Origin of the sequence: uncultured Thalassospira sp., assembly GCF_963976115.1 — a bacterium.
Classification (GTDB): domain Bacteria; phylum Pseudomonadota; class Alphaproteobacteria; order Rhodospirillales; family Thalassospiraceae; genus Thalassospira.
In genome coordinates this window covers 103,858-128,385 of the sequence record NZ_CAXBJJ010000007.1, presented here as the reverse complement: position 1 = coordinate 128,385, position 24,528 = coordinate 103,858, and the positions used below count along the sequence as shown (strand labels likewise).

The window sequence follows — 24,528 nt, the reverse complement described above, 5'->3', positions numbered from 1 at the left end:
CTTACAGATAAAACCGGTCCGATAGCTGTAACCGGCCTTCAAATCCTTCGACAAGGCCGAATTCTTCGGGACGGGTACAAAATAACGGAACGATCTGTAAAGCATGGCAGTTTTGAACCAGTTCAACCACATCGCACAAACGCGGATGCACGTTCCAGCGATGAAACTCGCCCTTGCCCTCGCTGACCAGCCTCCGTGCCGTTTCGGACATATAACCGGTATAAATCACCTTGGCATCCTGCCCCAAACGCCCCTGTTCCTGCCACTTGCGGGTAATTTCACCCGATGCGCCCCTGGTGCCGCACGGGGAATGGCACAATAACAGTTTGGCATCGGGGTTAAATTCGCGGGCCTTGGGGGCAAGGCGGCGTAAATCGGCAATGGCTTCGGGGTTTACAAAATCCTGCCCGCCTGGCGTCAATACCTGCTGAACACGGCCATAACAGCGCATATCCATTGTCCAGTCGGTTAGTCCGTGGCGCTCAAACAGCAGGGCCATTTCGGCGGCCCGGCCACTGGGCGGCACGGGAAACATAATTTGCCCGTCAAACCCGGCAACGGCACCTAACAAACCATCAATACGATCACGCTGAGATACATTATCCATGCCATAGGATGTGTCGCACAAAACCGTCGCGGCGTCAGGGGCCGGATCATACAAAAAGTAATCCGATTCCGTGCAAATATCGCCAGTATAAAGCATCCCGCCACCGACATCAAAATGCAACCACACCCCACCAAAGGCATGACCGGTGCGCCCGGTGGTTACGGTTACGCCATCAACCTGAATTTCGCCAAAAGCAGGCAAAATGTTCACATCAGCCCCTGGCGGCAAGGCCTTGGCAGTAACGGCGGTGCAATAAATTGGCAAGCCTGCCTCAACGGCATAATGCGCCGCACCGATATGATCAACGTGATCATGGGAAATGAAAACGGCGTTCACTTTGGTCAGCCATGCCGGATCGAACCCCGGTTCATTTTCCAGCCCGTCGCCACAGTCAAGCAGCCAGCGCCGGTTTAAAAAATCCAGCCGGATACAGGCCGGGGCTTTTTCGCCCAGGCCCGATAACACACGAATACCCGCCGCCATTATACCGCCTCCTGGCGTGAAAAGACCCAACCATCGCGGATCGACAATGAAATTTGTTCGCCAATGCGGGCCCGCTGATCGGCGTAAACCGGCACTGAATGCTGCCCGTCAAGGCGGACTGACAGGCGAAACCGCCCGCCCAGATACACACAGTCATCAACCATCCCGGTTAAATTCCCCTGCATATCGACCCGCACATCTTCGGGCCGCAAGCACAGCCCCAGCGATGTTTGCGGCTGTGTTTGCCCATCAACAACCACCGCACCATCATTTGACGGCACCATGCTGGCCCGGTGCGCGCGGCAATGATGGCTGGCTTCAATGCTGATCCGGGCGAACACATCGGCAGTGCCAATACGCACGGCACATCGGCCATCGCCCTGCATCGTCACCCCGCCCACCGGCAACACTGCCCCGGCCCCAACAAAACCGGCAACCATATGGTCATTCGGTTCGCGATAAAGGGTTTCAGGGGCGGCCATCTGGCGGATATGCCCCCGATCCATCACGGCAATCCGGTCCGCCATCGCCATGGCTTCCGCCTGATCATGGGTTACGTAAATCATCGTTGCCCCGGTCCGGCGGTGAAAATCTAAAAAGGCCTGCTGCATGGTTTCACGCAGATGCACATCAAGATTGGCCAGCGGTTCATCGAGCAACACCGCACGCGGCTCCATCACAAGGCAGCGGGCCAGGGCCACACGCTGGCGTTGCCCGCCGCTCAGCTCGGTGGGGGAACGATCAGCATAATCGTCCAACGATACGATCGCCAACGCATCACGAATGCGTTTATCACGATCCGCGCGCGATAATTTACGCACTTCCAGCGGATACCCCACATTGCGCGCCACCGACATATGCGGCCAAAGCGCATAGGACTGAAACACAATACCCAGATTGCGGTCTTCAGGCGCGACCATGATATTTGCGCGCGGGTCGGCCACCGCCTGCCCGGCCAGCGAAATCACCCCGCCATCGGGTTCCTCGAACCCGGCCAGCAGGCGCAACAATGTGGTTTTGCCACAGCCCGACGGCCCCAGCAGGGCCACAAATTCGCCATCGGCAATGTTTAGCGACACATTATTAACCGCATGATAGTCACCAAATGTTTTGGTGACATTGCCCAGATTTATGTCTGCCACGGTATTACTCCCTTGGGCAAATGGCGCGATGCCAGTTGAAACCCTGTCATCAGGGCAACAACAACACCCACCACCATGACAGCCACGGCCGATGCCAGAACGCTGTCGCCGCTATCATCAAGATTAAAAATCAGAACACCCAGCGTTTCATTACCTGCCGACCACAGAAGGGCGGAAACAGTCAGTTCGTTAAACGCGGTTAAAAACACCAATAATGCACCGGCTGCGGCCGCGGGTGCGGCAAGGGGCAACAATATATCGCGCAACCGCCGCCCCACCCCGGCCCCACAGGCCTGGGCGGCTTCTTCCAGTGCCGGGTCAAGCTGCAAAAAGCTGTTCATTACCGGGCGCAAGGCAATGACCAGGAACCGCGCCAGATAGGCGACAAAGATAATCGCCAGCGTGCCATACAAACTGACATTCAAAACCGGAATGCGGATAAACAGCAAAATGCAGGCAATGGCCAACACCACACCGGGCAAGGCATAGGGAATTTCGACCAGCAAATTAATCACGCGGGTTAACCGTGTCGGACGGCGCACAATAATATAGGCAAGGGGTAAACACACCCCGACCAGCACAATCGCCGCCCCAACCGACAATACAAGGCTGTTATGAAAGGCGCGCATGGTGGCGGGCTGTACAAACAGCACCTGATAAAAGGCATCGAAACTGAAATTATCCAGTCCAAGGCGCACACCAAACGCAGGCACCAGCGACGTTGCCATCAACGCCATCAGCGGCACCACCAAAATGGTGACCAGAACCGCCCATAACACAATTTCAATGACAATACGGCGGTTGCCCAGCTTGATGTCCAATGGCCTTCCGACCACCCCCATCAAACGATAATCGCGTTTGCGCAGCAAACGATGGTGCAAAATCACACCAGCCACCGCGATCAGGCCAATCAGCATGGCCAGCACCGACACCTCGCCCAGCGCCGCCGGGCCAAAACTGGAAAGTTTGCGATAAATAAGGGTGGGCAGGGTAATGTAATTGCCCGGAATTCCCAGCATGGCCTGAATGCCGAAATTACCCAGTGCCGTCACAAAAGCCATGGCTGTGCCCGCGATCAGGCCGGGGCTGGTCAGCGGTAAAATCACCTGCCACCATAGCCGCCCGCCCCGCGCCCCGGCCAACCGTGCGGCCTCGATCTGTTCGCGCGGCAACAGGCGCAAGTTGGCCCGCAGGGTTAAAAATACGATTGAGGCGTGCTGAATGCCCAGCAACAGGGCAATCCCCTCGGCTGAATAAAGCGGCTGGGACGATCCCATTGCCGGGGCCATGCCGATGGCATTTAAAAGCGCACTGCTGGGCCCGGTTAACTGCACCCAGGCAAGGGCGGTAATTTGCGGCGGGATCATCATCGGGATCATGAAACAAAACACCAGTGCCGCCTTGGCCCGGATATCTGTCAAGGCCACCAAAAAGGCAAAGGCCCCGCCAATCAGCACGGATATAAGGGTTCCCAGTGCCGCCGTATAAAGACTGTGCGCCGTTGCCCGCCATGTCTGGCTGCTTTGCGCCACATCGCGCAAATAATCCAGGCTGGGCGTTCCTTGCACAAACAGGCCCTCGACCGCCAGGCGGATCATGGGCAGAACCGAAATAATGATCACCGGCACAAACAGCAAAGGCAGCAACCGGCCTGAAAACCGGTTGCTTCCCATTTGCAGGCCGGATGCTGCTTTCGCGCGTCCGACAGCCAACATTATTCTGCCCCGAACATCTCGGCGAATTTCTTTTTGTTCACGTCGGCATTTTTCAAGGCCACAGCCGGGTCAAACGCCATTAACTTGATATCCTTGCGCTCCGGGAAACCGGCCGGCAGGTCCATGTCGTTGCGCGCCGGGATATACCCCATATCCTGCACCAGCTTCTGACCTTTTTCCGACAGAACAAAGTCAACAAACTTGTGCGCAGCTTCAACATTTTTGGCCGTTTTCAAAATTGCCACCGGTTCGGTCACATAGGTGACACCTTCGCTCGGGAACACAAAATCAACCGGCGACCCTGCTGCCTTGCCCCGCAGAGCAAGGAAATCAACAACAACACCATAGGGCTTTTCACCCGATGCCACGGCCTTGAACACACCGCCATTGCCACCCTGCGCCCGGGCATTGTTGTCAGCCAGGGCCTGGTAATAATCCCAGCCGAGATCGGGGTTTTCAGTCAGGGTTGAAAGATGGATCAGGGCCGCACCGGAATAAAGCGGGCTGGGCATCACAATCTGGTTTTTAAGGGCCGGATCAGCCAGGTCTTTCCACGAAGTCGGCTTTTTTGACACGCCGGTATTATAGACAATACCGGTGGTGATCAGCTTGGTCGAATAATAATACCCTTCGGCATCATACAGGGCCGGGTCATAGGCGCCCGCTTGCGGCGATTTATACGCCTGAAGCTGACCTTGCTGCTTCATGCCTTCCAGTGTGACGGTATCGGCAATCAGCAAAACGTCGGGGCGCGGGTCACCTGCGGCAATTTCGGCACCCAGTTTCGCCATCAATTTGGTGGTACCGTCGCGCACCCAGTCAACTTCAACATCCGGATAGGCCGCCTTGAAGGCATCAACGGTGGTTTGGGCATCCTGGTTGGGCTGGCTGGTATAAAGAACCAGCTTTTCAGCAGCCTGACCCACGATTGGCAACATCATTGTGGCCGACGCCACGGCAGCAAGAAGAACTTTACGCATCATCAACATTCCTTGGACCGGTTGAAACTTTTTGACGGTTTCGTACGAAAACAACGTGAGGGGGACGCTACCGATATTTTCATAACAGTTGTGTGACAAAGCTAAGAATTAATTGTTTCAACAGCGAATATTGGGTTTTCAGCCGGATTTTTGCGTCGCTATAATCAGGGGCAAGCGAAATGGAAACTTTCGTGCGAAAATAGAAAAGGTCTTTAAATGCCCCGTCCCGTGCCAATTGAAAACCGTCGCGACCGCATTGTGTCGCTGGTAAAATCCTGTGGCTTCATGGCTGTCGCGGAACTCGCACGCCGGTTTGACGTTTCTGTTCAAACCATCCGCACTGACCTGCGCGATCTGCAGGAACAGGGGCGCATTTTTCGCCGCCACGGCAAAGCCGGGCCCGCCCCGGTGCCCGATAATACCAGTTATGAAAAACGCGAGGTCTGGAACCGCGATGGCAAACGCGCCCTTGCTGCCAAACTGACCGGCATCATCCCCGAAGGCTGCACCATTGCCATTGGGACGGGCACCACCGCCGAACTGGCAGCCCTTAACCTGGCGCAGCATCGCAACTTAACGGTGTTAACCAACAACCTGCATGTGGTGCTTACCCTGCAAAATGCGCCGGGCGTGACCTTGCGGCTGGCGGGGGGCACCATCCGTACGCGCGATCTCGATGTGATCGGGGCGGACAGTGCCGAGTTTTTCGGCTGTTATCGCGCCGATTTTGGCATTGTCAGCGTGGGCGGCATGGGGCCGGACGGCGATTTGATGGATTTCAACATGGATGAAGTACGCGCCCGGCGGGCCTTGGTGCAATGTTGCGACCATGCCATTTTACTGGTCGATGAACGCAAAATGGGCCGCAAGGCCCTGTGCCGTGATGGTCATGCCAGCGACTTTGACACGGTTATTCTAAACGCCGCCCCGTCAGACACATTACAAAAAAGGCTGGTGCAAAACCGCACCAGCCTGATTGTTGCTTCATAATAGAAAAATACCGCCAAAACCCTTTGCAATATCAGATACAGGCTTGTTGCATCATGCCCTTGGAAATGGTCAGATCGCGCGAAACATGCAGGCTTTGATTATGGTCCAGTGCTATCCAGCTGGCACTTTCGGCATCAAGTGGTTCGGACACAACAATAACCTGATTGCCGCGCTTGCGGTAATAAAGCGACGGTGGTTTGTCGTCACTGGCATAGCGCACCGCGCACAGGCTTTCACCATCACTTAAACAAGCCGTAAAGCGAAACGGCGCTTCAATATCGTGGCGGCGCATGGCGGCTTCCACCACGTCAATCGCCTTGCGAATAGCACCGTGCACATCAAACTCCAGCCCGAAACTTAGCATTAAATAAAAGATCAGTTCGCTATCGGTGGTACCTTGGCGGGAACAGTAATATTTATCGTCAATCAGGGCTTCAAGCTCGCGGCGCACCAGCTTGTAATCGCCAATCTGGCCATTATGCATGAACAGATATTTGTCATGGGCAAAGGGATGGCAATTCGACCGGCTGGTGCCTGTGCCGGTGGAGGCACGAACATGGGCAAAAAACAGGCCCGATTCGATGTGATGTGCCAGCGATTGTAAATTCGCATCGTTCCAGGCCGGCAAGATTTCACGATACAGCCCAGGTATTTGACGATGCCCATACCAGCCAAGGCCAAATCCATCGCCATTGGTTGGCGTCTTGGCCTCTTCGGCATGCAGGCTCTGCGCAACAAGGGAATGCTTGGGTTCAAAAACCAGACTGTCGAGGTAAACAGGATCCCCGATATAGCTCAGCCAACGGCACATAGATGACTTCTCCCCGATTTTGCCCGGCATCGCCAGGATCAGGAGCTTATCTATGCCGCCAAACTACAGCATGGTCAATGTTCTATAACAGATCAAAACAGGGTTGCCCTGCATGGCTGCCATGTGACGACAGGAACATTGTTGTCGTCGATGCACGCAGCCCCTCACTGCCTGTGCAATCGATAACTAGGAATGAGATAATTGATTAACGTTTTTACGCATCACAAACGGACGCGCAAGAAAAATTCCCAGCATCAACCAAAATACACGCTGATACATAAGCTCATGCGCCATCCCCATAATTGACGCATTTGCCAATATCAGCAAAAACCCGCAAAGATATGGATCTGTACGCCATTTCATATTCAAAAACGTTCGCACACCCCAAATTATCGGTGGACCAAATATAACGATGAAACCAAACAGACCTGCTTCTGCCAGTATCCACAAAAACGAGTTATGAATAATAAGTGCTCGCTCTGCAAGCGGGAGTGCCAGATCCGACTGACTTTTATAAAAGGCCCCCAATCCTGCGCCAAACAATGGATGGGCGAGAAACATCCTCCAACCTTCAACCATACTTAGAATTCGGTCATTTTGAACAATTGCGAAGTCTTTCGAGCGGGCGACAGACATGAGATGTCCATCCCCAATCAAAGTTAAAACCTCGGTAAGACCGTACAAGAGAAGAACGCAAGACAACCCAAACAGCAGAGAAAAAATAGTTTTCTTTTTATCGACATAGAAAAAGAAAAAGATGAAAAATGCTGCTGCACCAAAAGCCGCGCGGGAGGCCGTTAAATAAATAATCGCAAAAATCATGCCTGGGACAATCGCATATTTCCATGTTCTATGGCCATTGGAATTCCTGTCCCCAAGAAATAAAAATGGCAACGGCAAGATCGAAAGTAAGAAGAAGGCATAACTATTAGGATTAGCTAAAAAACCGGACCAACGAGGCCCGCTCCAATTTAAGGCCACTAAAACAGAACTATCAAAATATAACCGCAGCCAGTATTCAAAGATGAAAAGAACGACAACAGCCGACACAACAGATTTTGCTGCGGTTCTGATCCCGAACTCACCCCATAGTGCGGTCAGAAAGGCACCGACCACAATGTAGGAAAACAAAATGCCAACGCCGAGAAGACGGTTATACAACGCCCATGCCAAATAACCGAACTGCAAATACCCTATGAAATAGCTTAGCAAGATCACGAATGCTGACCCTGCAAGCCACCAGTTCACTCTCGGATCAAACCAGATATCCCGCCATGCGCCACGCTGTATGATAACAAATACAAACGTCATACCTGCGACGATTGCCAATGGGTCTGCAAGATTTACGGTTAGGTTGCCTGCGGATATAGGTACAGGTAACTGCACCATCATCAAAACAAGAACAACAGGTGCAACAACCCACCCAAGGAATAATATCAGTCTCCGGCTATAACCACTATTAGAACGTTTCCGAGCAAACTTTTCATCATTTTGCGGAATAAAAAAATTCAGAACCCAAATAATAAAAAAGTTAAGTGCCAAGGAAATAATTGTCAGCAAACCGACGCCTATTCCAGCGCCAACACCAAGCGCAGAAGAAATATTTGCTGTGCGAAATGCAAACCCCGCCGAAACTTCCCGGACTCCCCACCCCCCAAAACTGATGGGAAACGAAGCACCAAGCATGGTTAAAAGAGCGGCAAAAACAGCCTTGGCCGTCAAGACATCCAAACCGGCCATGCCAACGATTAATGCAATATAAGCTCCCAACATAAAACTATGCATAAGCATAATAATAAATATTATAGTAATAAACCCTCGGCCAAACCCGCTTGAAAAAACTAATCGAAGTTCATTTTTTTGGCTTTTTGTGAGAAAAAAAAGATAAACCCCAGCCAGACTCATGATGACAAACAGAAACATGGATAAAAGCATCAAGCCGGGAGCATAATCAAAACTGATACGTCCCAAGACAAAGAACGCCGCCGACATTGATGCGATTACCAATATCGCAAGTGAAAAAACGCGTTCCAGGGCTGTTACAAGCACCGACGATTCCGTGTCAGCAATACCTTTTACGAGGACAGTCCTTGAAACACTTTGACCAAAGAAATTAAAAAATGCCATCCCGGCCAATATAGAATAAACATTCACCGCATGTGCGCGACGCAAATCCAGTTCTTGACCGAACATACGTAAAAATACTTTAAACCTGATACTGCTTAAAAACTGATTCAAGAAGACAAAAACTAAAGAGATGAAAAGCCAAAAAAAATCGATTCCCGATATGTATTTCAGAGACTCCCCAACATCTACAAATAGAAATACGGCAGAAATGGCAATCAAAATAACTAAAATTTTTATAGACTTAGCCAAAAAAAATCACCACCTAAAAAAGTAAATAAACCAAAATTAAATTTTTTGAAAATTGAAACAATTAACATCTAATTTATTTTTGTCGCAAACGTTTTTTTTCATACAATAGAATAGCTATTTCAACAACTTCAATTTTCATGTTCCTATCTGACAATGACCTTCACAGCTTGCCTGCCGCATGAGTTCGAAAATGCAACCACACTGCAAAACAGCTCTACTCTTTTTCAGAAAATTGGCAACATCATGGACAGGCAAGATTTTAACTCGCAACCGGATCAACTTTATTGCCTCTATATCGCTGAAAATCCCGGTAGGTATGATATGCTATCGCTGAGGACTATTTTCCTGCCCCAGATCATACCACAGCCACCACGGCCCAGACACGATGCGGAATTGTCAGCATATCAACAGGAAAGAGGGTCTCCAACATGTTGAGATGTTCAATGTCAAATTGTACGACTTGTTCATTTCCTAGGCTGGCAACAACACCGGCACTTGCCCGAATACGGCCACGCCATTGCGCTGGTGAATAAGGAACATCAACATCAAAACTGAAGGTTTCAAGTTTGCCAAAACCGCCGAGCAATAAATCCTGTAACCAACGCGCGTAAAAGCCGCTTCCTCCCGCCATCGGCCAAGCCGGATTATATTGCAAAATCAATTTTTCGGTCACCTCGACCGCATTTCCCGGCAAAGGCCGCAAATCAAAATGGCAAATAACAACCTTTCCTTCGGGCGACAAAACCCGGCGAATTTCGGCTGTTGCCCGCTCCGGATCAAACCAGCGCCAGCATTGCCCAGCCACAACAACATCCATGCATTCATCTGATAGCGGAATATCCTCGGCAGCACCAGCGAGCCAATATTAAATGCCCGTAACCGCACCAGAAGTTTGCGAGGAAAACCGGCACGAAATGTACAGTAATCCTGCGCTGTTCTGCCAAAATCCGCTGCAAATGCCACGATGACCATCCTTTCCAGTATCTGCCCAAAATAGGGACGAAAACGGCGGATATTGCCTGTTGGCGTCGAACCTGACGGCAGCAGGATTGTGCATTGCGCCAACAATTAGACCATCATTGAAGAAAACACAAATAAAGCACTTGCCATATAGCCATATTATCCGTATTTTCCGCGCCACAAAATGATTTGTGCTGGTGTAGCTCAGCTGGTAGAGCGGCGCATTCGTAATGCGTAGGCCGTAGGTTCAAATCCTATCACCAGCACCATCTTTTGTACCCAAGACCCGCCAATATGCAGTGATGCTGCATTTCGGCGGGTTTCTTTTTGCCCGGATCGAAAAATTGGTCCCCAGGCCCAGGCACCGCAGCCTCCGATGCCATGACGAACAAATTACGAATTTCACTCGCATCAAAAGTACCGGGACCGATTTGGAATAATCCGTACGGCAAACGTCAACCGCTACTCCCCCGCAGGCCCCCTCGTTCGATTATTTTTTCACACCTGCGCGGCATCACCGTCATCTGTGAAAACCTTTTTTGCCAGTCTTTTTAAAATAACATCCGCCCGCAAAAACAAAGGCCAAGAGAAACGAGAGCACAGACCGAAACACCCATTAACAGAGTCGGCTTGAAACGTCCCTATCGCGAAAACAGGTGGTTATTGTGATCCCCCTGCCTGATCTCGAAAAAAACCACCCCAAAATGACAACCTTAGCGTGTAAATAATAAAAAATATCACAACCAAAACTCTGCGACGTCATACTTGAGTAAGAATGCATCAAACAACTTTTAGTTGCATTTCAAATCAGGGGAGATTTCGTGGTGGGTAACCTTAGCCGTAACAAGTTTTTAGTTCCTTTGACGAAGAACGAAACCGCCTTCGCCGAGGCATTGCAAGATGCCCTGATCAAAGCCTTTGACCATGGCGAGAAAAAAATCACCTCAATCTGGGCATATCTTGAACCGCCGACACGCAACCGGCTGGCACGCGATTTCGTTGCAGGTGTCAGTACCTATGCTGACAATCATTTTAAAGCTGCCAGCAAACCTTCTTTGCCGACAGCTATCACCACACCACCCGCCATCGCCATCGACACCGTTGCTATCACAACACCCTGCCCGCCAGTTGGCGTATTGGACATCATCGATCAAAACAGGCTGCTTTCGCGACAACAGCTCGACATTTCTCCTTTGGTTCCAAATTCCTTCCTCGACGAAGGCGGAATTGTTATCCCCGCCCACTGTGACAACCATTCACAGGCACAGGAACATGACATTGCCTTGCCGCGGGCGGCCGCATACCGATGGCCGCATCAGCAAGACACGCCCGATACAGAAAATGCCGATACAATTTCCACAGCACAGGCTCAGACCGCGGCTGTTGCACACAGGGGTGCCAATCACCAATCCCCAATGGCGCCCAATTTCTGGCCATTATGGATTGACCAACAGGATGGCCTGTTGCGCCAATGCCTCAAACTGATGTCAGGAAATATGGATGACGCGCAGGATGCGCTGTCGGAAGCGATGGTCAAGGCGTCGGTCAAATTTGAGGATTCGATGGATCAAATTCGCAATCCCCGGGCGTGGCTATCGCGCATTGTTCATAATGCCTGTATCGATTTGCACCGCCAGAACAAGCGCAAGGCCGAATATAACGAAGACGCGCATAGCACGGCCGACGAAGCCATGCCGGAAATTACACGCCGCGATAGTACCACCCCGGAACAAAACGCCCTGACCGGCGAAATGTTTGCCAATCTGGACAAGGCCCTGGCCGACCTGCCCGAAAAACTGCGCCGCCCGCTTTTGATGCGCTGTGTGCAAGACCAAAGCTATGACGAGATCGCCGAAAACCTGGGGCTAAGCAATTGTGCTGTGCGCAAACGCGTGCAATTGGCCCGCGACCAGCTGCGCGGATGCGAAATTCGCTAATCGTAAAAGGACACGGAACCCAAAAATCAAACCCGGGCACAAATATATGCCCGGGTTTGGTTATTTCACTTCCAGGGACGGATGATTTGCGCCGCAGACAGGATACCGCACAACCATCCCAACCCGGCACTAAAGCACATTTAGCTGGCGCGCAATAATTCCAGGCGCTGACATGCCTCGCGGAAATCAGGCGCAAACAGGGTCAATCGCGTTCCCGTTCCCTGCAATTCATATTCGCCAATATTTTCAGTCGGACAGGAAATATATTTGGCAACGGCAGCACTCACCAATACCCGTTTGCCCAGTTGTTTGGTCAGTTTTTCGATCCGCGAGGCCTCGTTGGCCGCCCGCCCGACCACAGTAAAATCAACCCGTTCCTTAACCCCGACATTGCCATACACAACATCCCCAACATGCATGCCCAGGCCATAATCAAACTCGGGCAGCCCCTGTTCCTCGCGGCCAAGGTTCAGGTTTTCGATATTCATCTGTGCTTCGGCAGCAGCATAAAGGGCGGCATGACAGGCCTGTTCAAGGTCGCCTTCGTCATCACGGATCGGGAAAATCGCCAGCGTCGCATCGCCAATATAGCGTAAAACCTGCCCCCCATGCCCCAGAACGGCCCCGGCGGTTGCCGCAAAAAAAGCATTCATCTGTTCAAGAAAGGCATCATCGCCCACATGAGCGGCCATGGCGGTCGAATTGCGCATATCGGAAAACCAGATCACGGCCCGGGTTTTGGTACTGTCGCCCAATTTGATTTGCCCATCGCGAACACGATGCCCCGCATCGGACCCAAGATAAGTTTCAAGGATGGTTTTGGTTTCGTCATGCATAATACGCATTTTGCAGGTGACGGCAAAACGACGTTGTATGGCCGAAAGAACAGCCAGATCCTCGTCGGTAAAACCACTGGGACGACTGGTAAGATAAGTCATGAAAATACGGTTTTCACCCTGTTCGCTATCGCGATCCGTGGTAAAGGGCGTTACCAGCGCCAGATAATCGGTGCCGCTGAGTTCCCGAAACGATTTAAGAACCGGAAAATCAAGGATGGCACCAGGACCGATCAGATGGCGGCGCAAAAACGTCACACCATTGTCGACCATCCATTTCATCGGACTTTCAATCCAGTCAGGATTGTTTTCGCGAATGCCAAGATGGAACGACCGTTCAACCTGGCCTGTCGCCTTTGACCAGATATAACTTACCCCTTCATACAAGGGGTGAAGGGTTTTAAAACCGACCATGACCCGGTCAATCGGCACCCCCGCAGCAACAAGACGCGACACCATACCGGAAATAACTTCGTCAACATCGGTATCTTGTAAGGCACTTTCCATCAGCCAGTCATTGACCGACCGCACAAACCCGCTCCCTGAAAGGGCCGAATTTGTTCCCGGCAATGATGTGACATTGCCAGACTTGTTGCTCTGCTGCGCCATTGAAACGCTCCGTCCTCAATATTTTCATTTTTGTTACACCGCTTAAATGGGCGAAACGCCATAAAGTGCAATCAAAAATTCATAAAAAAATGGCAGCCATGCAGAACCGGAAAGCCGAAAATGGCATCAAACACCGACAAGTCCTGGTCAGACCTGTGAGAGAACCGGAGCGGGCAAATAGATCCGCGCCCGCAAACCGCCAAATTTAGAATCCTCAAGATATATCTCGCCACCATGCGCCCGAATGGCCGTACGCGCAATTGCCAATCCCAGGCCGATGCCGCCGGTTTCCTTGTTGCGCGATGCTTCAAGCCGGAAAAAGGGTTCGAAAACGCGATCCCGCTGATCTATCGGAATTCCCGGCCCGTCATCACACACATCCACCCACAGGCCCCCATCCTCGGCCCGGGTGACAAAGACAAAAACATGTTCACCATAGGCAAGGCCATTTGCCAGCAAATTGCCCAATGCCCGCTTGATCGATAGCGGACGACACGCATAGGAAAAATGCTCAACCCCGGTTTCAAATGTTACCGGATGCCCGGTTTCTTCCAGATCCGCACAACAGGCCTCAACCAGGGCCACAACGTCAATTTTGCGGGTTTTCTCGTCGGCGGTTTCTTCTCGGGCAAATGTCATGGCGGCGGCCACCATTTGCTCCATCTCGTTTAAGGTTTCGATAATTTTACGACGGTTTTCCGGGTCTTCAACAAATTCGGCCCGCAAGCGCAAACTGGTAATCGGCGTGCGTAAATCGTGCGAAATCGCGGCCAGCATCCGGGTGCGGTCCTGCACAAAGCGTTTCAGGCGCGCTGTCATCTGGTTAAAGGCCCGTGCGGCATGACGAATTTCAAGCGGGCCGGTTTCGGCCACCGGTTCGGGAAAATCGCCCCGCCCGACACGATCCGCCGCAACAGCCAAAGCCTTCCAGGGCCGGGTAATGCGCCGGGCAACAAAAAAAGCGATAATGCCAATCGACACAGCAGACAAAACCACCCGCACGATGCTTTGAAACACCACCCACGGCGGGGCAGAGAAATTATTGATCCGGGCATCAAGCCAGATGGTCGGACTGGCGATAGTGGCCGCTAAAACGGTATCGTCGCTGTCCGAACCGTCATCCGTACCTGCCTTGCCCCCGGCGAGAGCATTATCTGACTGCTGCGAGGGTATTTTGCCAGAATCCGGGGTATTATTAACCGCCCCTGGTGTCGGGCCCCCGCCCTCAAACAGCCCAAAAATGGGAACTGCAACACCCATGACCGGCGGACCATCGCAGGAAATGTTGCTAAAGAAGCGATGAAATTTTACCTTGTCACGGTCCGGGTGACCGCCATCGGATTTTTCGCCCTTCATCCGCATATCTTCGCGGTTACGTTCGCTGCGACAATCGCTTTGCGACAAAAAACTGACATGGGCCGCGACCGGCGGATTACCAAGGGCGGCATTGACCCGTTCGGATAATAAACGGGTTACGTCTGTTTTTTCGCTATAGATAACGGGTTTTGTCAGCAACCGCAGTTGAAATTGTGGGCTTTGCGCTACCCGCAATACATCGTGCCAATTTTCGCGCGGGGTTGTTGCCAATATGCGCGAAATGGCCGCCACCCGCGACAATGCCCCGCCGCGCCGTTCCGATAAAACGGCATCATGGCGTTCTTCGGCCAGCAAAACTGCCAGCACAACATGGGTCAGGATCACTGCGCCCAGCAACAGGGCAATAAGCTGTGCGGCCAGGCTGCGCGGCCACAGACGATACAACACATGTTTCATTGCGAAACCGCATCCACGGTCAGCATATAACCCCCGCCCCAGACGGTTTTAATGATCACCGGATTTTTCGGGTCCGGTTCAATTTTTTTACGCAGGCGGCTGACCTGGTTGTCAACACTGCGGTCAAACGGGGCGGCTTCGCGACCCTTGGTAATGTCAAGCAACTGGTCGCGGGTTAGAACCATATGCGGGTGTTCGACAAAGGCATTTAACAGGGCAAATTCCCCGGCACTTAGAGGCATGACCATATCATCATCACTGCGCAATTCGTGGCGGTTGCGATCAAGGATCCAGCGATCAAAATAAACTTCGCCACCGGCCAGAGGCCGCTTGCGCCCGGTTGGCAGGCTTTGCGCCCGGCGCAATACAGCTTTGATCCGGGCCAGCAATTCGCGGGGGTTAAACGGCTTGGCCAAATAATCATCCGCCCCCATTTCAAGACCGATGATACGGTCGGTTTCCTCGCCCAGTGCGGTTAACATCACCACGGGGATATCGTGGCTTTCACGCAGCCAGCGACACAGGCTCAGCCCGTCTTCGCCCGGCATCATCAAATCAAGCACCACCAGATCGGGCATGATCTCGTCAGCCAGCAATTTGCGCATTTCACGGCCATCGCCAGCCAGGCTAACCCGATAGCCATGCTGGCGCAAATAACGACCAATCAGGTCGCGAATATCGCGATGATCATCAACGACCAGAATATGTGCTGTATCCGACATCCGCTTGATCCTGCTGTTGGTGGCATCATGTCATGCAAACTTAACGCAGTAAGCCTACCGGCGGTAACCGCCAATTTGTATCAGACTGTCGCAAAGACCAGCCCTGCGACAGTCTGCGACCATTTTAGCGGTTTACCGGGATCATTTCGCGACATTTATCGGGTTAGATGTCCTCGTCAAACGGTTCCCCCAAACTGACGAGGAAAAAATGAAAACAACCCGCAAATTGATGATGACAGCCGCCCTTCTTGCTTTCACCCTGGGGGTCATCCCCACCGCATCGGCACTGGCGCAAAACCGCCCCGATGACATGCGCGGCACCATGCAGGATGGCATGCGCGGCGATTGTCAGGGAGGCAAATTTGACCATGGCCGTTTCGATATGAAAAAAGGCGGTTTTGATGGTTATCACAACAAGATGAACGCTATGAGACGCGACACAGCGCTGTCCGTTGACGAAGCCCGCCTGTTGATGGATGCCATGCTACTGCGTCACGGCGACAATGACCTGAAAACCGGTAAGGTGGTTGCCAGCAAGGATGGCGCCGAAATCATGCTCGAAGTGGTGAATGCCAAGGGGGATCTTGTCAAAGATATTACGCTTGATGCCTTTACCGGCCACCCGGATCGCGGAGAATTTAGGGAATTGCGCCGCATGATGGGCAAGCCCGACCGCAACAACCGCTATGACAATAAATATAGCACCGCCCAAATGGAAATGCTGACCAAAGCCATGATCCTGATGCGTGGTAACGGTGATCTGGTGCTGGGCAAGCTAACCGAAACCGACCGTGGCACCTATATGGCGACCATCACCAACAAGAGCGGCGATGTGGTCCGCGAAATCGAGCTGAGCCGCGTGACCGCCCGCCCCATCAATGGCGGCCCGGCCTTTGGCGGTAAAAAAGGCTCCCAAAGAATGTAATGCCCTTATCGGGCATTCACAAAAAAGAACCATTATGGCGCCGGGCCGTTCCCCCACGGCTTCCCCCTCCGCTTGAGTCCTCGGCGTAAATGGTTCTTTTTCGTCCGGCATATTTCCCCCAACCGATATGATAACCGGACGAAATGGTGGCCCTGCCATGTGCAGGGCCACTCTTTTTTATAACCTGCCCAAGAATAATTGACGCACCGGAAATTTTGGATAATTCTTTCTTTTTAGAAGGATGCCATCATGACTATTGTCGAAATCTCTCCCCATCCCCGCACTGCAAGACTTGATGATATCACCGCCATAACAATGCTATGGCAGGATACAAATCTGTATCGCCCCTATAACCCGCCCGAATGGGATGTTTCCTTTGCCATCCGTTCAGACAATGCAACCCTGCTGGTATGGGAAGATGTGAATGGCGTTATCATTGGCACCGTGATGATGGGCCATGACGGGCATCGCGGCTGGATTTATTATCTAGCTGTCGCCCCTGACCTTCAAAAAACCGGGCTTGGCCGCCGCCTTGTTCAAAAAGGCGAAGACTGGCTGCGAGACCAGGGCATTTGGCGGATGCAATTAATGGTTCGGGGCGAAAACACAAAAACCCAGGACTTTTACCGCCATCTCGGCTATCGCGCCCTTGATGTAACGGTGATGCAAAAAGACATCGCCCCCTGCCCGGCAGGTTTGAACGTTTCGGCGGAACCCGCAGCCAGCGATTGCTGATTTTGCACCCTCAATTTCGGGCATAAAATCGCTATTTCGCCAATGGCACCCGCAACAAATACCATCGGGCGCACATCAATGCGCCCGGATTTTTCTGGTTTAAAGGATGTTTCTTTTCAAGCACATTTCCTTTAATCAGCCACCTCGGCACTGATGGTAGGTGCCGGGCCGGAAAGACTGGTTTTGTTTTCAGCCAGATGCAGAGCATTGCGGGCAATGCGGCGTGTGCGGGTAAACAGGCGGTGTATGCGCTCGATCACGGATATTTCCAGCCGATAAAGCTTCACATCCTCCTCACTATTGCCAACTTTTTCGGCAATCACCAACTGCATATGATCCAGCCGGGCGCTAAAGGCGGCTTTACCCGCAATCAGGGCCTCGGCACGGGGGCCATCTTCGTCGGCCAGGGCATGCAGGGCTGCCTGAAAGGCCGTTTCGGCATCCCGATACAAGGTCACCAACCCGTCGGTGGTTTCCCGATCAGGTTCGCGGCCCAGGCGGGTTAACCGTGTTAACAAGTCGGCCAGTTCCTTGCTGACAATATCGCCAATAGCTTCAAGGTTGTTGGCAACGGCAACCAGTTCTTCCAACCGGGCACGATCGACCGGGGCGGCATCCTCGTGGCGCAGGCGCACGGCATAGGCGACGATGGCTTCTTGCAATCCGTCAACGCCGGCATCCTGTTCGACGATGCCTTGCAAATGCCGGGCATCGTGATGCAACAGGCAATGCCGCCCCTGGCTGGCCATATCGCGCACAATGTCACCCATATGCAAAACTTCCTGCTTCATCACCGCCAATGCCGCCGCCGGGGTATTAATCATATCGTTGTTCAAATATTTGGGCTGCGCATCCAGCGCAGAGTCCGGCCTGGCATGATCCGGCACAATCCGTTTGATCGCGCGCGCCATCAGTGGAACGGCCCCGATCATCAGCACAACGTTCAAAATATTGAAAATACTATGGGCATTGGCAATTTGCCTTGCAATGTCTTCCTGCGCCACGCCACCAGCCAATACAGCCACATGGTCCGGGGTTATATCGCGCACAATATCGGCCAAAACCGGAATAAGCGGCAACCAGATCAAAACGCCAATCACGTTAAAGGTCACATGGGCAATCGCGGTGCGCAAGGCTTCGCGGTTTTTGCCAATTGTGCCCAACAAGGCGGTGACACAGGTGCCGATATTGGCCCCGAATATCAGGGCAATGCCGGTATCAAGCGATAATAATCCCTGCCCCGCCAGCACAATGACAATGCCCGTTGTCGCCGCACTTGATTGCACCAGGGCTGTAAACAGGGCGGCAATGGCAATGCCCAGCACAGGGTTGGTCATCTGCGCCATTGTCGTAATAAAAGGCTGATAATGGCGCAGCGGTTCCATCGCATCGCCCATCATGCCCATGCCGAAAAACAACAGGCCCAGCCCCAACACCGCCCGCCCCAGTTGGGCCCAGTTTTCGGTTTTGATAAAAAACATCGCAGCAAAACCCGCCGCAATCAGGGCCGGGGCAATTTCGTTAATTTGAAAGGCAATGATTTGCGCCGTCAGCGTACTGCCAACATTGGCCCCCATGATCACCGCAATCGATTGTTGCAGGGTCATCAACCCGGCCGACACAAACCCCACCACCAGCACCGTTGTTACCGACGATGATTGCAACAACGCCGTAATTGCCGCCCCCGACACCACGGCAACAAACCGGTTGCGGGTCATTTTTCCCAAAAACAGGCGCAACTTGGCCCCGGCCAGCACCCGCAACGCCCCGGCCAGATGATCCATGCCATATAAAAACAGGGCCAGCCCGCCCAAAAGCTGAACGGTCATCCAGCCTTTGCGCAAGGATGTTACCCCCGGCACCGGACTTGCATTTACCGTTTCCGATGCCGGCACAGCCTGCGCCCAAGCCGAAATGCCCAGATAAGGCAGCAAAACAACGGTGCAAACCAAAAAAAGCGCACAACAGGTCAGATAGCGGGCCGAAAATTTGAAACGCATTTGAATAATCCACAAAACAAAGTCGGCCCTAATCTATAGACCAGGTTGGGGGTTTCGTTTGGAATAGATCAAATACAGCGCGAAATATTTTTGTCACTCCGATAACAAAGCCCGTTGATCACAACAGATCAACGGGCTGGTTAACTGACCTGATAGAGGTATCGAGGGCGCAGGATCGGCCTATTGGGCCGCATCAATAACCGTGGCATCCTGTTCCAGACGTTGGCGAATGCGGGTTATTTCAGCCTCGCTTAACCGCAAACCCAGCTTGGAGCGCCGCCAGATGACATCTTTAACGTCACAGGCCCATTCCTGATCGATCAGATAATAGAGCTCAGCTTCATAAAGATCATGTCCATAATGCTGGCCCAGGTCATCAAGGCTTCCGGCATCAGCCAAAACAGACGTGATTTTGCTGCCATAGGCACGGAGCAAACGATACAACATGGTTTTGGGCACCCACGGATATTTCCGCCCGTACTGCTCGAGGGCAGCACCAAAACCACCGGGCAAATCACCGCCGGGCAAAACGGCCTTTGCAGTCCAGGAAACATCGTCCTTGCCCAGATTTTTACAAATGATCTGCAAGGCATGTTCGGCCAACTTGCGGTACGTGGTGATCTTGCCGCCAAAGATGTTCAAAAGCGGCGCCTTGCCCTGACCGTCATCCAGTTTCAGGGTATAATCGCGCGACACTTGTGACGCATTTTCACTTTCGCCCCCATAAAGCGGCCGCACCCCGGAATAGGTCCAGACAACGCGATCGGGTGTAACCGGTTTTTTAAAATAACTGGTTGCCAGTTCGCACAGATAGGCGGTTTCATCCTCGGTGATTTTCACCTTGGAAGGATCGCCTTTGTAATCCACATCGGTGGTACCGATCAGGGTGAAATCGCCCTGATAAGGGATGGCAAAAACAATGCGGCCATCAGGGTTTTGAAAAATATAGCACTGATCATGATCAAACAGTTTGGGCACCACAATGTGGCTGCCTTTGACCAAGCGAATGGATGCCGGTTTTTGCGCATCCACCACACCGTTTTGCGGATCAATCAAGGATGCACACCACGGCCCGGCAGCATTGACCAGCATTTTTGCCCGCACCTTGCGGCTTGCGCCCCCATCCTTGCGGCGCAGGGTGACATCCCACCCGTCGGCCTGGCGCGCCGCACCAACACATTCGGTCCGGGTTAAAATTTCGGCCCCGCGATCCCGTGCGTCCATCGCATTTAGCACCACCAGACGCGCATCATCGACCCAGCAATCGGAATAAACGAACCCCTTGCGCAAATCGCCCCGTAACGGCTGCCCGGCGGCGTGTGTTGCCAGGTTGATACCTTCGCTGCCCGGCAGTTTTTTGCGCCCGCCCAAATGGTCGTATAAAAACAGACCCAGCTGGATCATCCATGTCGGCCGCAAACCCGGCACATGGGGCAGCACAAAGCGCAGCGGCCAAATAATGTGCGGTGCATTTCCCCACAAAACCTCGCGTTCTTTCAGGGCCTCGCGCACCAGCCGAAATTCGTAATGTTCCAGATAGCGCAGCCCACCATGAATAAGCTTGGTACTGGCCGACGAGGTGGCACTGGCAAGGTCGTTCATTTCGCACAACAACACACGCAAGCCCCGCCCGGCAGCATCGCGGGCAATGCCGGTGCCATTAATACCGCCCCCAATCACCACAAGGTCGTAATCGCCATCCGAAACGGACGGATTTTCAATGGCTGGATCGGAATGCTGCGATACACGTGACATTGCACTGACCTTGATAAATTTTCTGAATGAACGCTATTTAGTTCACTTTCGAACATTCTTCAAGACGAAGATTATGACATTTTGAAAGATGCGCCGGAAAAGACCACCCGATGCAGGCGTTTCAGGCCATCCTGCATTTGGAAATCAATGAATTCAGACATAAAGCACATTTCCTTTAATATGACCCATTTTGTTTGTTTTTGGCGTGTCGTTTGGCAAGGCACAGCGCGCTGCGCGATGCGGCGCATCGGGCGAGCGGTGTAACGCCGCCAAACACCGCCAAAAACAAACAAAATGGGTCATATTAAAAGAAAAGTACTTTCGACAGCATGATGCGGGACGTAAACTGTCCTTCATAAATCAGGGATGCGAAAACAAAATGTAATATTTCGAAAATATTTATGGGAATTGAAGGTTGCCACATCGGAACGCGTCCTATTCCGGTGCGCGCCACATCAAACAAGCAGGAAACAAACAGAAAACATCTGTCCCGCCGGGTGAAAACCCGCCCTCTATTGCCAGCGTTGCTGCCAGGCTGACAACATCAGAATGGACCATAGACGATGGGCATTGTTCGCGGCCCCTGCCTGATGATCTTTCATCGCCCGGTCTATCAGGGTGCGGTCGAGGCCAAGCTCATCATACAGGGCGGGGCGGGCCAGCAAATCATTGGCCCAGTCGCGCAAAGGACCGCGCAGCCAGCTTGCCAATGGCACGCCAAACCCGGTTTTGGGCCGATTGATCAGATCATCGGGCACGTATTTATGCAATATCCGGCGCAAGGCAACCTTGCCCACCCCGTCACTGATCTTTAAATGTGCAGGCAAGCGCCAGCCAAATTCAATCACGCGATGGTCAATCAAGGGCACGCGCACCTCAAGCGATGCCGCCATCGATGCCCGGTCAACCTTGGTCAGCACATCATCAACCATATACATCATCGTATCCATGACCTGCATGGACGAGATATAATCAAGGCTGCGATTGCGCGAAAATTTTTCGCCCGGCACATGGAAGATGGCGGGTTTTTCATCGCCGCGGCCATTGGGCCGCACAATTAGCGGGTCCCACAATTCCAGCAAGGCGACATAACGGTCAATATCATTGCCAATCGCCAAAAGCGGCGCAACCTTGTGAATTTTATCGCCAATCGTGCCGGTTTTACCACCAACCGGCAGAACCGAACACACCTGGTCCCACTGGCGGGGGGATAACAGGGTTAACGCCCCTGCAATCTGTTTTGCCCCAAACGGAATCGATTTCGCCGTTTTTGCCAGGTTTTTGGCCCACAAATAGCGATTATACCCGCCAAATGTTTCGTCCCCGCCATCGCCCGACAAGGCCACGGTGACTTCCTTGCGCGTCAATGTCGACATCAGGGCCGTGGGAATGCCCGAACTGTCAAAAAACGGTTCATCATACATATCGGCCAGTTTGGGCACGATATTAAGCGCATCCTCGGCTGTGACATAAAGCTCGGTATGATCGGTGCGCAAATGTTTTGCCACCGCACCGGCAAAGGCGGCCTCGTTAAAGGCTTCGTCTTCAAAACCGATGGAATAGGTTTTTACCGGGCGATCCGACACCGACTGCATCAGGGCAACGATGGTCGATGAATCAATCCCGCCCGATAAAAACGCCCCCAAGGGCACATCGGCAACCATCCGGCGTTTGACTGCATCGCGCAGCAAATCTTCCAGCGCCTCAATCGCACTGTCATCATCGCCTGCCCAGCGGTTGTTGCGGCCATTTAAAACAACATCTTCCATCGACCAATAGACGGAATCGCGCATTTGCCCGTCGGCATCAATTTCAATCATATGGCCCGGGCGCAATTGCCGGGTTTTACGATAAATCGACTGGCCCGACGGTACATATCCAAAGCGCAAATAAGTGTCGAGCGCACCACTATCGACGTCGCGCGGGCACACCCCGCCTGCCACCAGTGCCTTTAATTCCGATGCAAAGCCGAATTTGCCGTCATGGTGGGTCCAATAAAGCGGCTTGATGCCCAAACGGTCGCGGATCATGACCATTTTGTGGGCCTGGCGGTCCCACAACACAATGGCAAACATGCCAATCAGCAATTTTAGAGTTTCGCCAACGCCCCAATGGGCAAAGGCCTCCAATATCACTTCGCTGTCGGAATGGCCGCGCCAGGCAATGTTGTGGCGGGCCAGTTTGGCGCGCAGATCCTCGGCATTATAAATTTCACCGTTATAGACCATCACATAACGGCCATCGGCGGAATGCATCGGCTGTTTGCCCGCATCGCTCAGGTCAATAATTGCCAAACGCCGCTGCCCCAGGGCAATTGCGGCGGCATCATCCACCCACACATCGCCGCCATCCGGCCCACGATGAAACAGGGCATTGTTCATGGCGCTAACTGTCGCGCCGATGCTGCCTTGTCCTGTCTGCTTTGGTATCCACAGGCCGGTAATGCCGCACATAGGAATCCCCTGATGCCCTAGAGTCCTGACCCTGATAAATTTAACCGCGATCATTGCCGCTTTTGGGTCTGCTCCGGTAATAGCGAACACCAGCGCGCGCGACAATGGAAATCAGTAACTTTTCTTTCATGCCAGGTTAAGGCATAAGCAAGGAATGTTGAAACTTGACCGAATTTTCATTCGCATATTGCAGATCTTGCAAACCAATGGCCGGATATCGAACCTCGATTTATCCGAAGCGGTTAACCTGTCGCCGTCGCCCTGCCTGGAACGGGTGCGTAAACTTGAAGAAAACGGCATGATTTCGCAATATATCGCCGATATCGACCTTGATAAAATCGGGGCTAATTTGCATGTGATGGCCGAAGTCACCCTGGGCAGCCATCTGGTCGAAGATTTCAAACAATTTGAAGCCGCCATTGCCGAGGTCGACGAAGTTATTTCGTGCTATAAAATCGCCGGACCATTTGATTACAGCCTTGATATGATCTGCCGCGATATTCCGCATTTTAACAGCGTCAAGGAAAAGCTGATCAAAGACAGCATCGGCATCGAAACCTTTCGCGGCCATATTGTCATGGAACGCACCAAAAGTTTCGCAGGCTACCCGCTAGACAGCCTGACCGCCCCCACCCCGCTGCGCGGCGCTTTTTCAGATTAATACAGGCCCAAACAAACAGCCCGAAAGCTGTTCGTTCAGGCCCGATATTATGGCACGA

The 24,528-nt window shown here is 52.6% G+C and carries 18 protein-coding genes and 1 tRNA gene; 6 read left to right on the top strand and 13 right to left on the bottom strand.

Annotated elements, in window-relative coordinates; translation table 11 throughout:
• Nucleotide 1: 1 nt before the first annotated feature.
• Genes AAC086_RS10695 through AAC086_RS10680 form a run of 4 tightly spaced genes read right to left on the bottom strand, consistent with a single transcriptional unit; the run spans nt 2 to nt 4,930 of the window.
• Nucleotides 2-1,090: an MBL fold metallo-hydrolase gene (locus tag AAC086_RS10695; RefSeq protein ID WP_339778599.1), complete on the bottom strand. Its 1,089-nt coding sequence runs from the start codon at nt 1,088-1,090 to the stop codon at nt 2-4.
• Nucleotides 1,090-2,232, bottom strand: a complete 1,143-nt coding sequence (locus tag AAC086_RS10690) for an ABC transporter ATP-binding protein (protein WP_339778598.1) — start codon at nt 2,230-2,232, stop codon at nt 1,090-1,092. The genes AAC086_RS10695 and AAC086_RS10690 overlap by 1 nt, the downstream gene beginning before the upstream one ends.
• Entirely contained in the window at nt 2,220-3,947 is a 1,728-nt protein-coding gene (locus AAC086_RS10685; protein ID WP_339778596.1) for an iron ABC transporter permease, read from the bottom strand. Before AAC086_RS10685 ends, AAC086_RS10690 begins: the two co-directional genes overlap by 13 nt.
• A complete protein-coding gene (locus tag AAC086_RS10680) occupies nt 3,947-4,930 on the bottom strand; it encodes an ABC transporter substrate-binding protein (RefSeq protein ID WP_339778595.1) in 984 nt (327 codons plus the stop codon). Before AAC086_RS10680 ends, AAC086_RS10685 begins: the two co-directional genes overlap by 1 nt.
• Before the next feature lie 213 nt (nt 4,931-5,143).
• Here AAC086_RS10680 and AAC086_RS10675 point away from each other — a divergent pair, with 213 nt between their 5' ends.
• Entirely contained in the window at nt 5,144-5,917 is a 774-nt protein-coding gene (locus AAC086_RS10675) for a DeoR/GlpR family DNA-binding transcription regulator (protein WP_339778593.1), read from the top strand.
• 31 nt (nt 5,918-5,948) lie between these two features.
• Here AAC086_RS10675 and AAC086_RS10670 read toward each other — a convergent pair whose 3' ends face one another.
• From AAC086_RS10670 to AAC086_RS10660, 3 genes are all read right to left on the bottom strand, one after another.
• Nucleotides 5,949-6,728, bottom strand: a complete 780-nt coding sequence (locus tag AAC086_RS10670; RefSeq protein WP_339778591.1) for a class II glutamine amidotransferase — start codon at nt 6,726-6,728, stop codon at nt 5,949-5,951.
• A 186-nt stretch (nt 6,729-6,914) separates the two neighbouring features.
• Nucleotides 6,915-9,104 carry a lysylphosphatidylglycerol synthase transmembrane domain-containing protein gene (locus AAC086_RS10665; RefSeq protein WP_339778589.1) on the bottom strand — a complete coding sequence of 730 codons (2,190 nt, stop codon included), beginning with the start codon at nt 9,102-9,104 and terminating at the stop codon, nt 6,915-6,917.
• A 355-nt stretch (nt 9,105-9,459) separates the two neighbouring features.
• The gene (locus AAC086_RS10660; protein ID WP_339778587.1) at nt 9,460-9,777 is read right to left on the bottom strand and encodes a hypothetical protein; all 318 of its coding nucleotides are present in this window, start codon (nt 9,775-9,777) and stop codon (nt 9,460-9,462) included.
• Nucleotides 9,778-10,257: 480 nt separating this feature from the next.
• Between AAC086_RS10660 and AAC086_RS10655 the strand changes: the two genes are divergently transcribed.
• Nucleotides 10,258-10,333: transfer RNA gene (locus tag AAC086_RS10655), tRNA-Thr, on the top strand.
• 555 nt (nt 10,334-10,888) lie between these two features.
• Entirely contained in the window at nt 10,889-12,001 is a 1,113-nt protein-coding gene (locus AAC086_RS10650) for an RNA polymerase sigma factor (RefSeq protein ID WP_339778585.1), read from the top strand.
• Between the two features lie 140 nt (nt 12,002-12,141).
• Here the strand turns inward: AAC086_RS10650 and AAC086_RS10645 are convergent, their stop codons facing one another.
• The 3 genes from AAC086_RS10645 to AAC086_RS10635 form a co-directional block, all read right to left on the bottom strand.
• Nucleotides 12,142-13,446 carry an adenylate/guanylate cyclase domain-containing protein gene (locus tag AAC086_RS10645; protein WP_339778583.1) on the bottom strand — a complete coding sequence of 435 codons (1,305 nt, stop codon included), beginning with the start codon at nt 13,444-13,446 and terminating at the stop codon, nt 12,142-12,144.
• 147 nt (nt 13,447-13,593) lie between these two features.
• Nucleotides 13,594-15,219, bottom strand: coding sequence for an ATP-binding protein (locus tag AAC086_RS10640; protein ID WP_339778581.1), 1,626 nt, complete (start codon nt 15,217-15,219; stop codon nt 13,594-13,596).
• Nucleotides 15,216-15,941, bottom strand: coding sequence for a response regulator (locus AAC086_RS10635; RefSeq protein ID WP_339778579.1), 726 nt, complete (start codon nt 15,939-15,941; stop codon nt 15,216-15,218). The genes AAC086_RS10640 and AAC086_RS10635 overlap by 4 nt, the downstream gene beginning before the upstream one ends.
• Nucleotides 15,942-16,149: 208 nt before the next feature.
• On the opposite strand from AAC086_RS10635, the gene AAC086_RS10630 reads away from it, so the two are divergent.
• Together AAC086_RS10630 and AAC086_RS10625 are read left to right on the top strand one after the other, a co-directional pair.
• A complete protein-coding gene (locus tag AAC086_RS10630) occupies nt 16,150-16,866 on the top strand; it encodes a hypothetical protein (protein ID WP_339778577.1) in 717 nt (238 codons plus the stop codon).
• A gap of 249 nt (nt 16,867-17,115) precedes the next feature.
• Nucleotides 17,116-17,601: a GNAT family acetyltransferase gene (locus AAC086_RS10625; RefSeq protein ID WP_339778575.1), complete on the top strand. Its 486-nt coding sequence runs from the start codon at nt 17,116-17,118 to the stop codon at nt 17,599-17,601.
• Between the two features lie 131 nt (nt 17,602-17,732).
• On the opposite strand, the gene AAC086_RS10620 is transcribed toward AAC086_RS10625, so the two are convergent.
• The 3 genes from AAC086_RS10620 to asnB form a co-directional block, all read right to left on the bottom strand.
• Nucleotides 17,733-19,601, bottom strand: coding sequence for a Na/Pi cotransporter family protein (locus AAC086_RS10620; RefSeq protein WP_339778574.1), 1,869 nt, complete (start codon nt 19,599-19,601; stop codon nt 17,733-17,735).
• A gap of 180 nt (nt 19,602-19,781) precedes the next feature.
• Complete coding sequence (glpD, locus tag AAC086_RS10615; RefSeq protein WP_339778572.1) at nt 19,782-21,356, bottom strand: glycerol-3-phosphate dehydrogenase; 1,575 nt, start codon at nt 21,354-21,356, stop codon at nt 19,782-19,784.
• 512 nt (nt 21,357-21,868) lie between these two features.
• The gene (asnB, locus tag AAC086_RS10610) at nt 21,869-23,809 is read right to left on the bottom strand and encodes an asparagine synthase (glutamine-hydrolyzing) (protein ID WP_339778571.1); all 1,941 of its coding nucleotides are present in this window, start codon (nt 23,807-23,809) and stop codon (nt 21,869-21,871) included.
• A 154-nt stretch (nt 23,810-23,963) separates the two neighbouring features.
• On the opposite strand from asnB, the gene AAC086_RS10605 reads away from it, so the two are divergent.
• Nucleotides 23,964-24,470, top strand: a complete 507-nt coding sequence (locus AAC086_RS10605) for an Lrp/AsnC family transcriptional regulator (protein ID WP_339778570.1) — start codon at nt 23,964-23,966, stop codon at nt 24,468-24,470.
• The last annotated feature ends 58 nt before the right edge of the window (nt 24,471-24,528 follow it).

Bases quoted from the DNA above. Each gene is read 5' to 3' on its own strand.
- AAC086_RS10670 (WP_339778591.1), bottom strand. From the start codon at position 6,728: ATGTGCCGTTGGCTGAGCTATATCGGGGATCCTGTTTACCTCGACAGT.
- AAC086_RS10635 (WP_339778579.1), bottom strand. From the start codon at position 15,941: ATGTCGGATACAGCACATATTCTGGTCGTTGATGATCATCGCGATATT.
- AAC086_RS10685 (WP_339778596.1), bottom strand. From the start codon at position 3,947: ATGTTGGCTGTCGGACGCGCGAAAGCAGCATCCGGCCTGCAAATGGGA.
- AAC086_RS10620 (WP_339778574.1), bottom strand. From the start codon at position 19,601: ATGCGTTTCAAATTTTCGGCCCGCTATCTGACCTGTTGTGCGCTTTTT.
- AAC086_RS10695 (WP_339778599.1), bottom strand. From the start codon at position 1,090: ATGGCGGCGGGTATTCGTGTGTTATCGGGCCTGGGCGAAAAAGCCCCG.
- glpD (WP_339778572.1), bottom strand. From the start codon at position 21,356: ATGTCACGTGTATCGCAGCATTCCGATCCAGCCATTGAAAATCCGTCC.
- AAC086_RS10625 (WP_339778575.1), top strand. From the start codon at position 17,116: ATGACTATTGTCGAAATCTCTCCCCATCCCCGCACTGCAAGACTTGAT.
- asnB (WP_339778571.1), bottom strand. From the start codon at position 23,809: ATGTGCGGCATTACCGGCCTGTGGATACCAAAGCAGACAGGACAAGGC.
- AAC086_RS10680 (WP_339778595.1), bottom strand. From the start codon at position 4,930: ATGATGCGTAAAGTTCTTCTTGCTGCCGTGGCGTCGGCCACAATGATG.
- AAC086_RS10640 (WP_339778581.1), bottom strand. From the start codon at position 15,219: ATGAAACATGTGTTGTATCGTCTGTGGCCGCGCAGCCTGGCCGCACAG.
- AAC086_RS10630 (WP_339778577.1), top strand. From the start codon at position 16,150: ATGAAAACAACCCGCAAATTGATGATGACAGCCGCCCTTCTTGCTTTC.
- AAC086_RS10645 (WP_339778583.1), bottom strand. From the start codon at position 13,446: ATGGCGCAGCAGAGCAACAAGTCTGGCAATGTCACATCATTGCCGGGA.
- AAC086_RS10605 (WP_339778570.1), top strand. From the start codon at position 23,964: ATGTTGAAACTTGACCGAATTTTCATTCGCATATTGCAGATCTTGCAA.
- AAC086_RS10675 (WP_339778593.1), top strand. From the start codon at position 5,144: ATGCCCCGTCCCGTGCCAATTGAAAACCGTCGCGACCGCATTGTGTCG.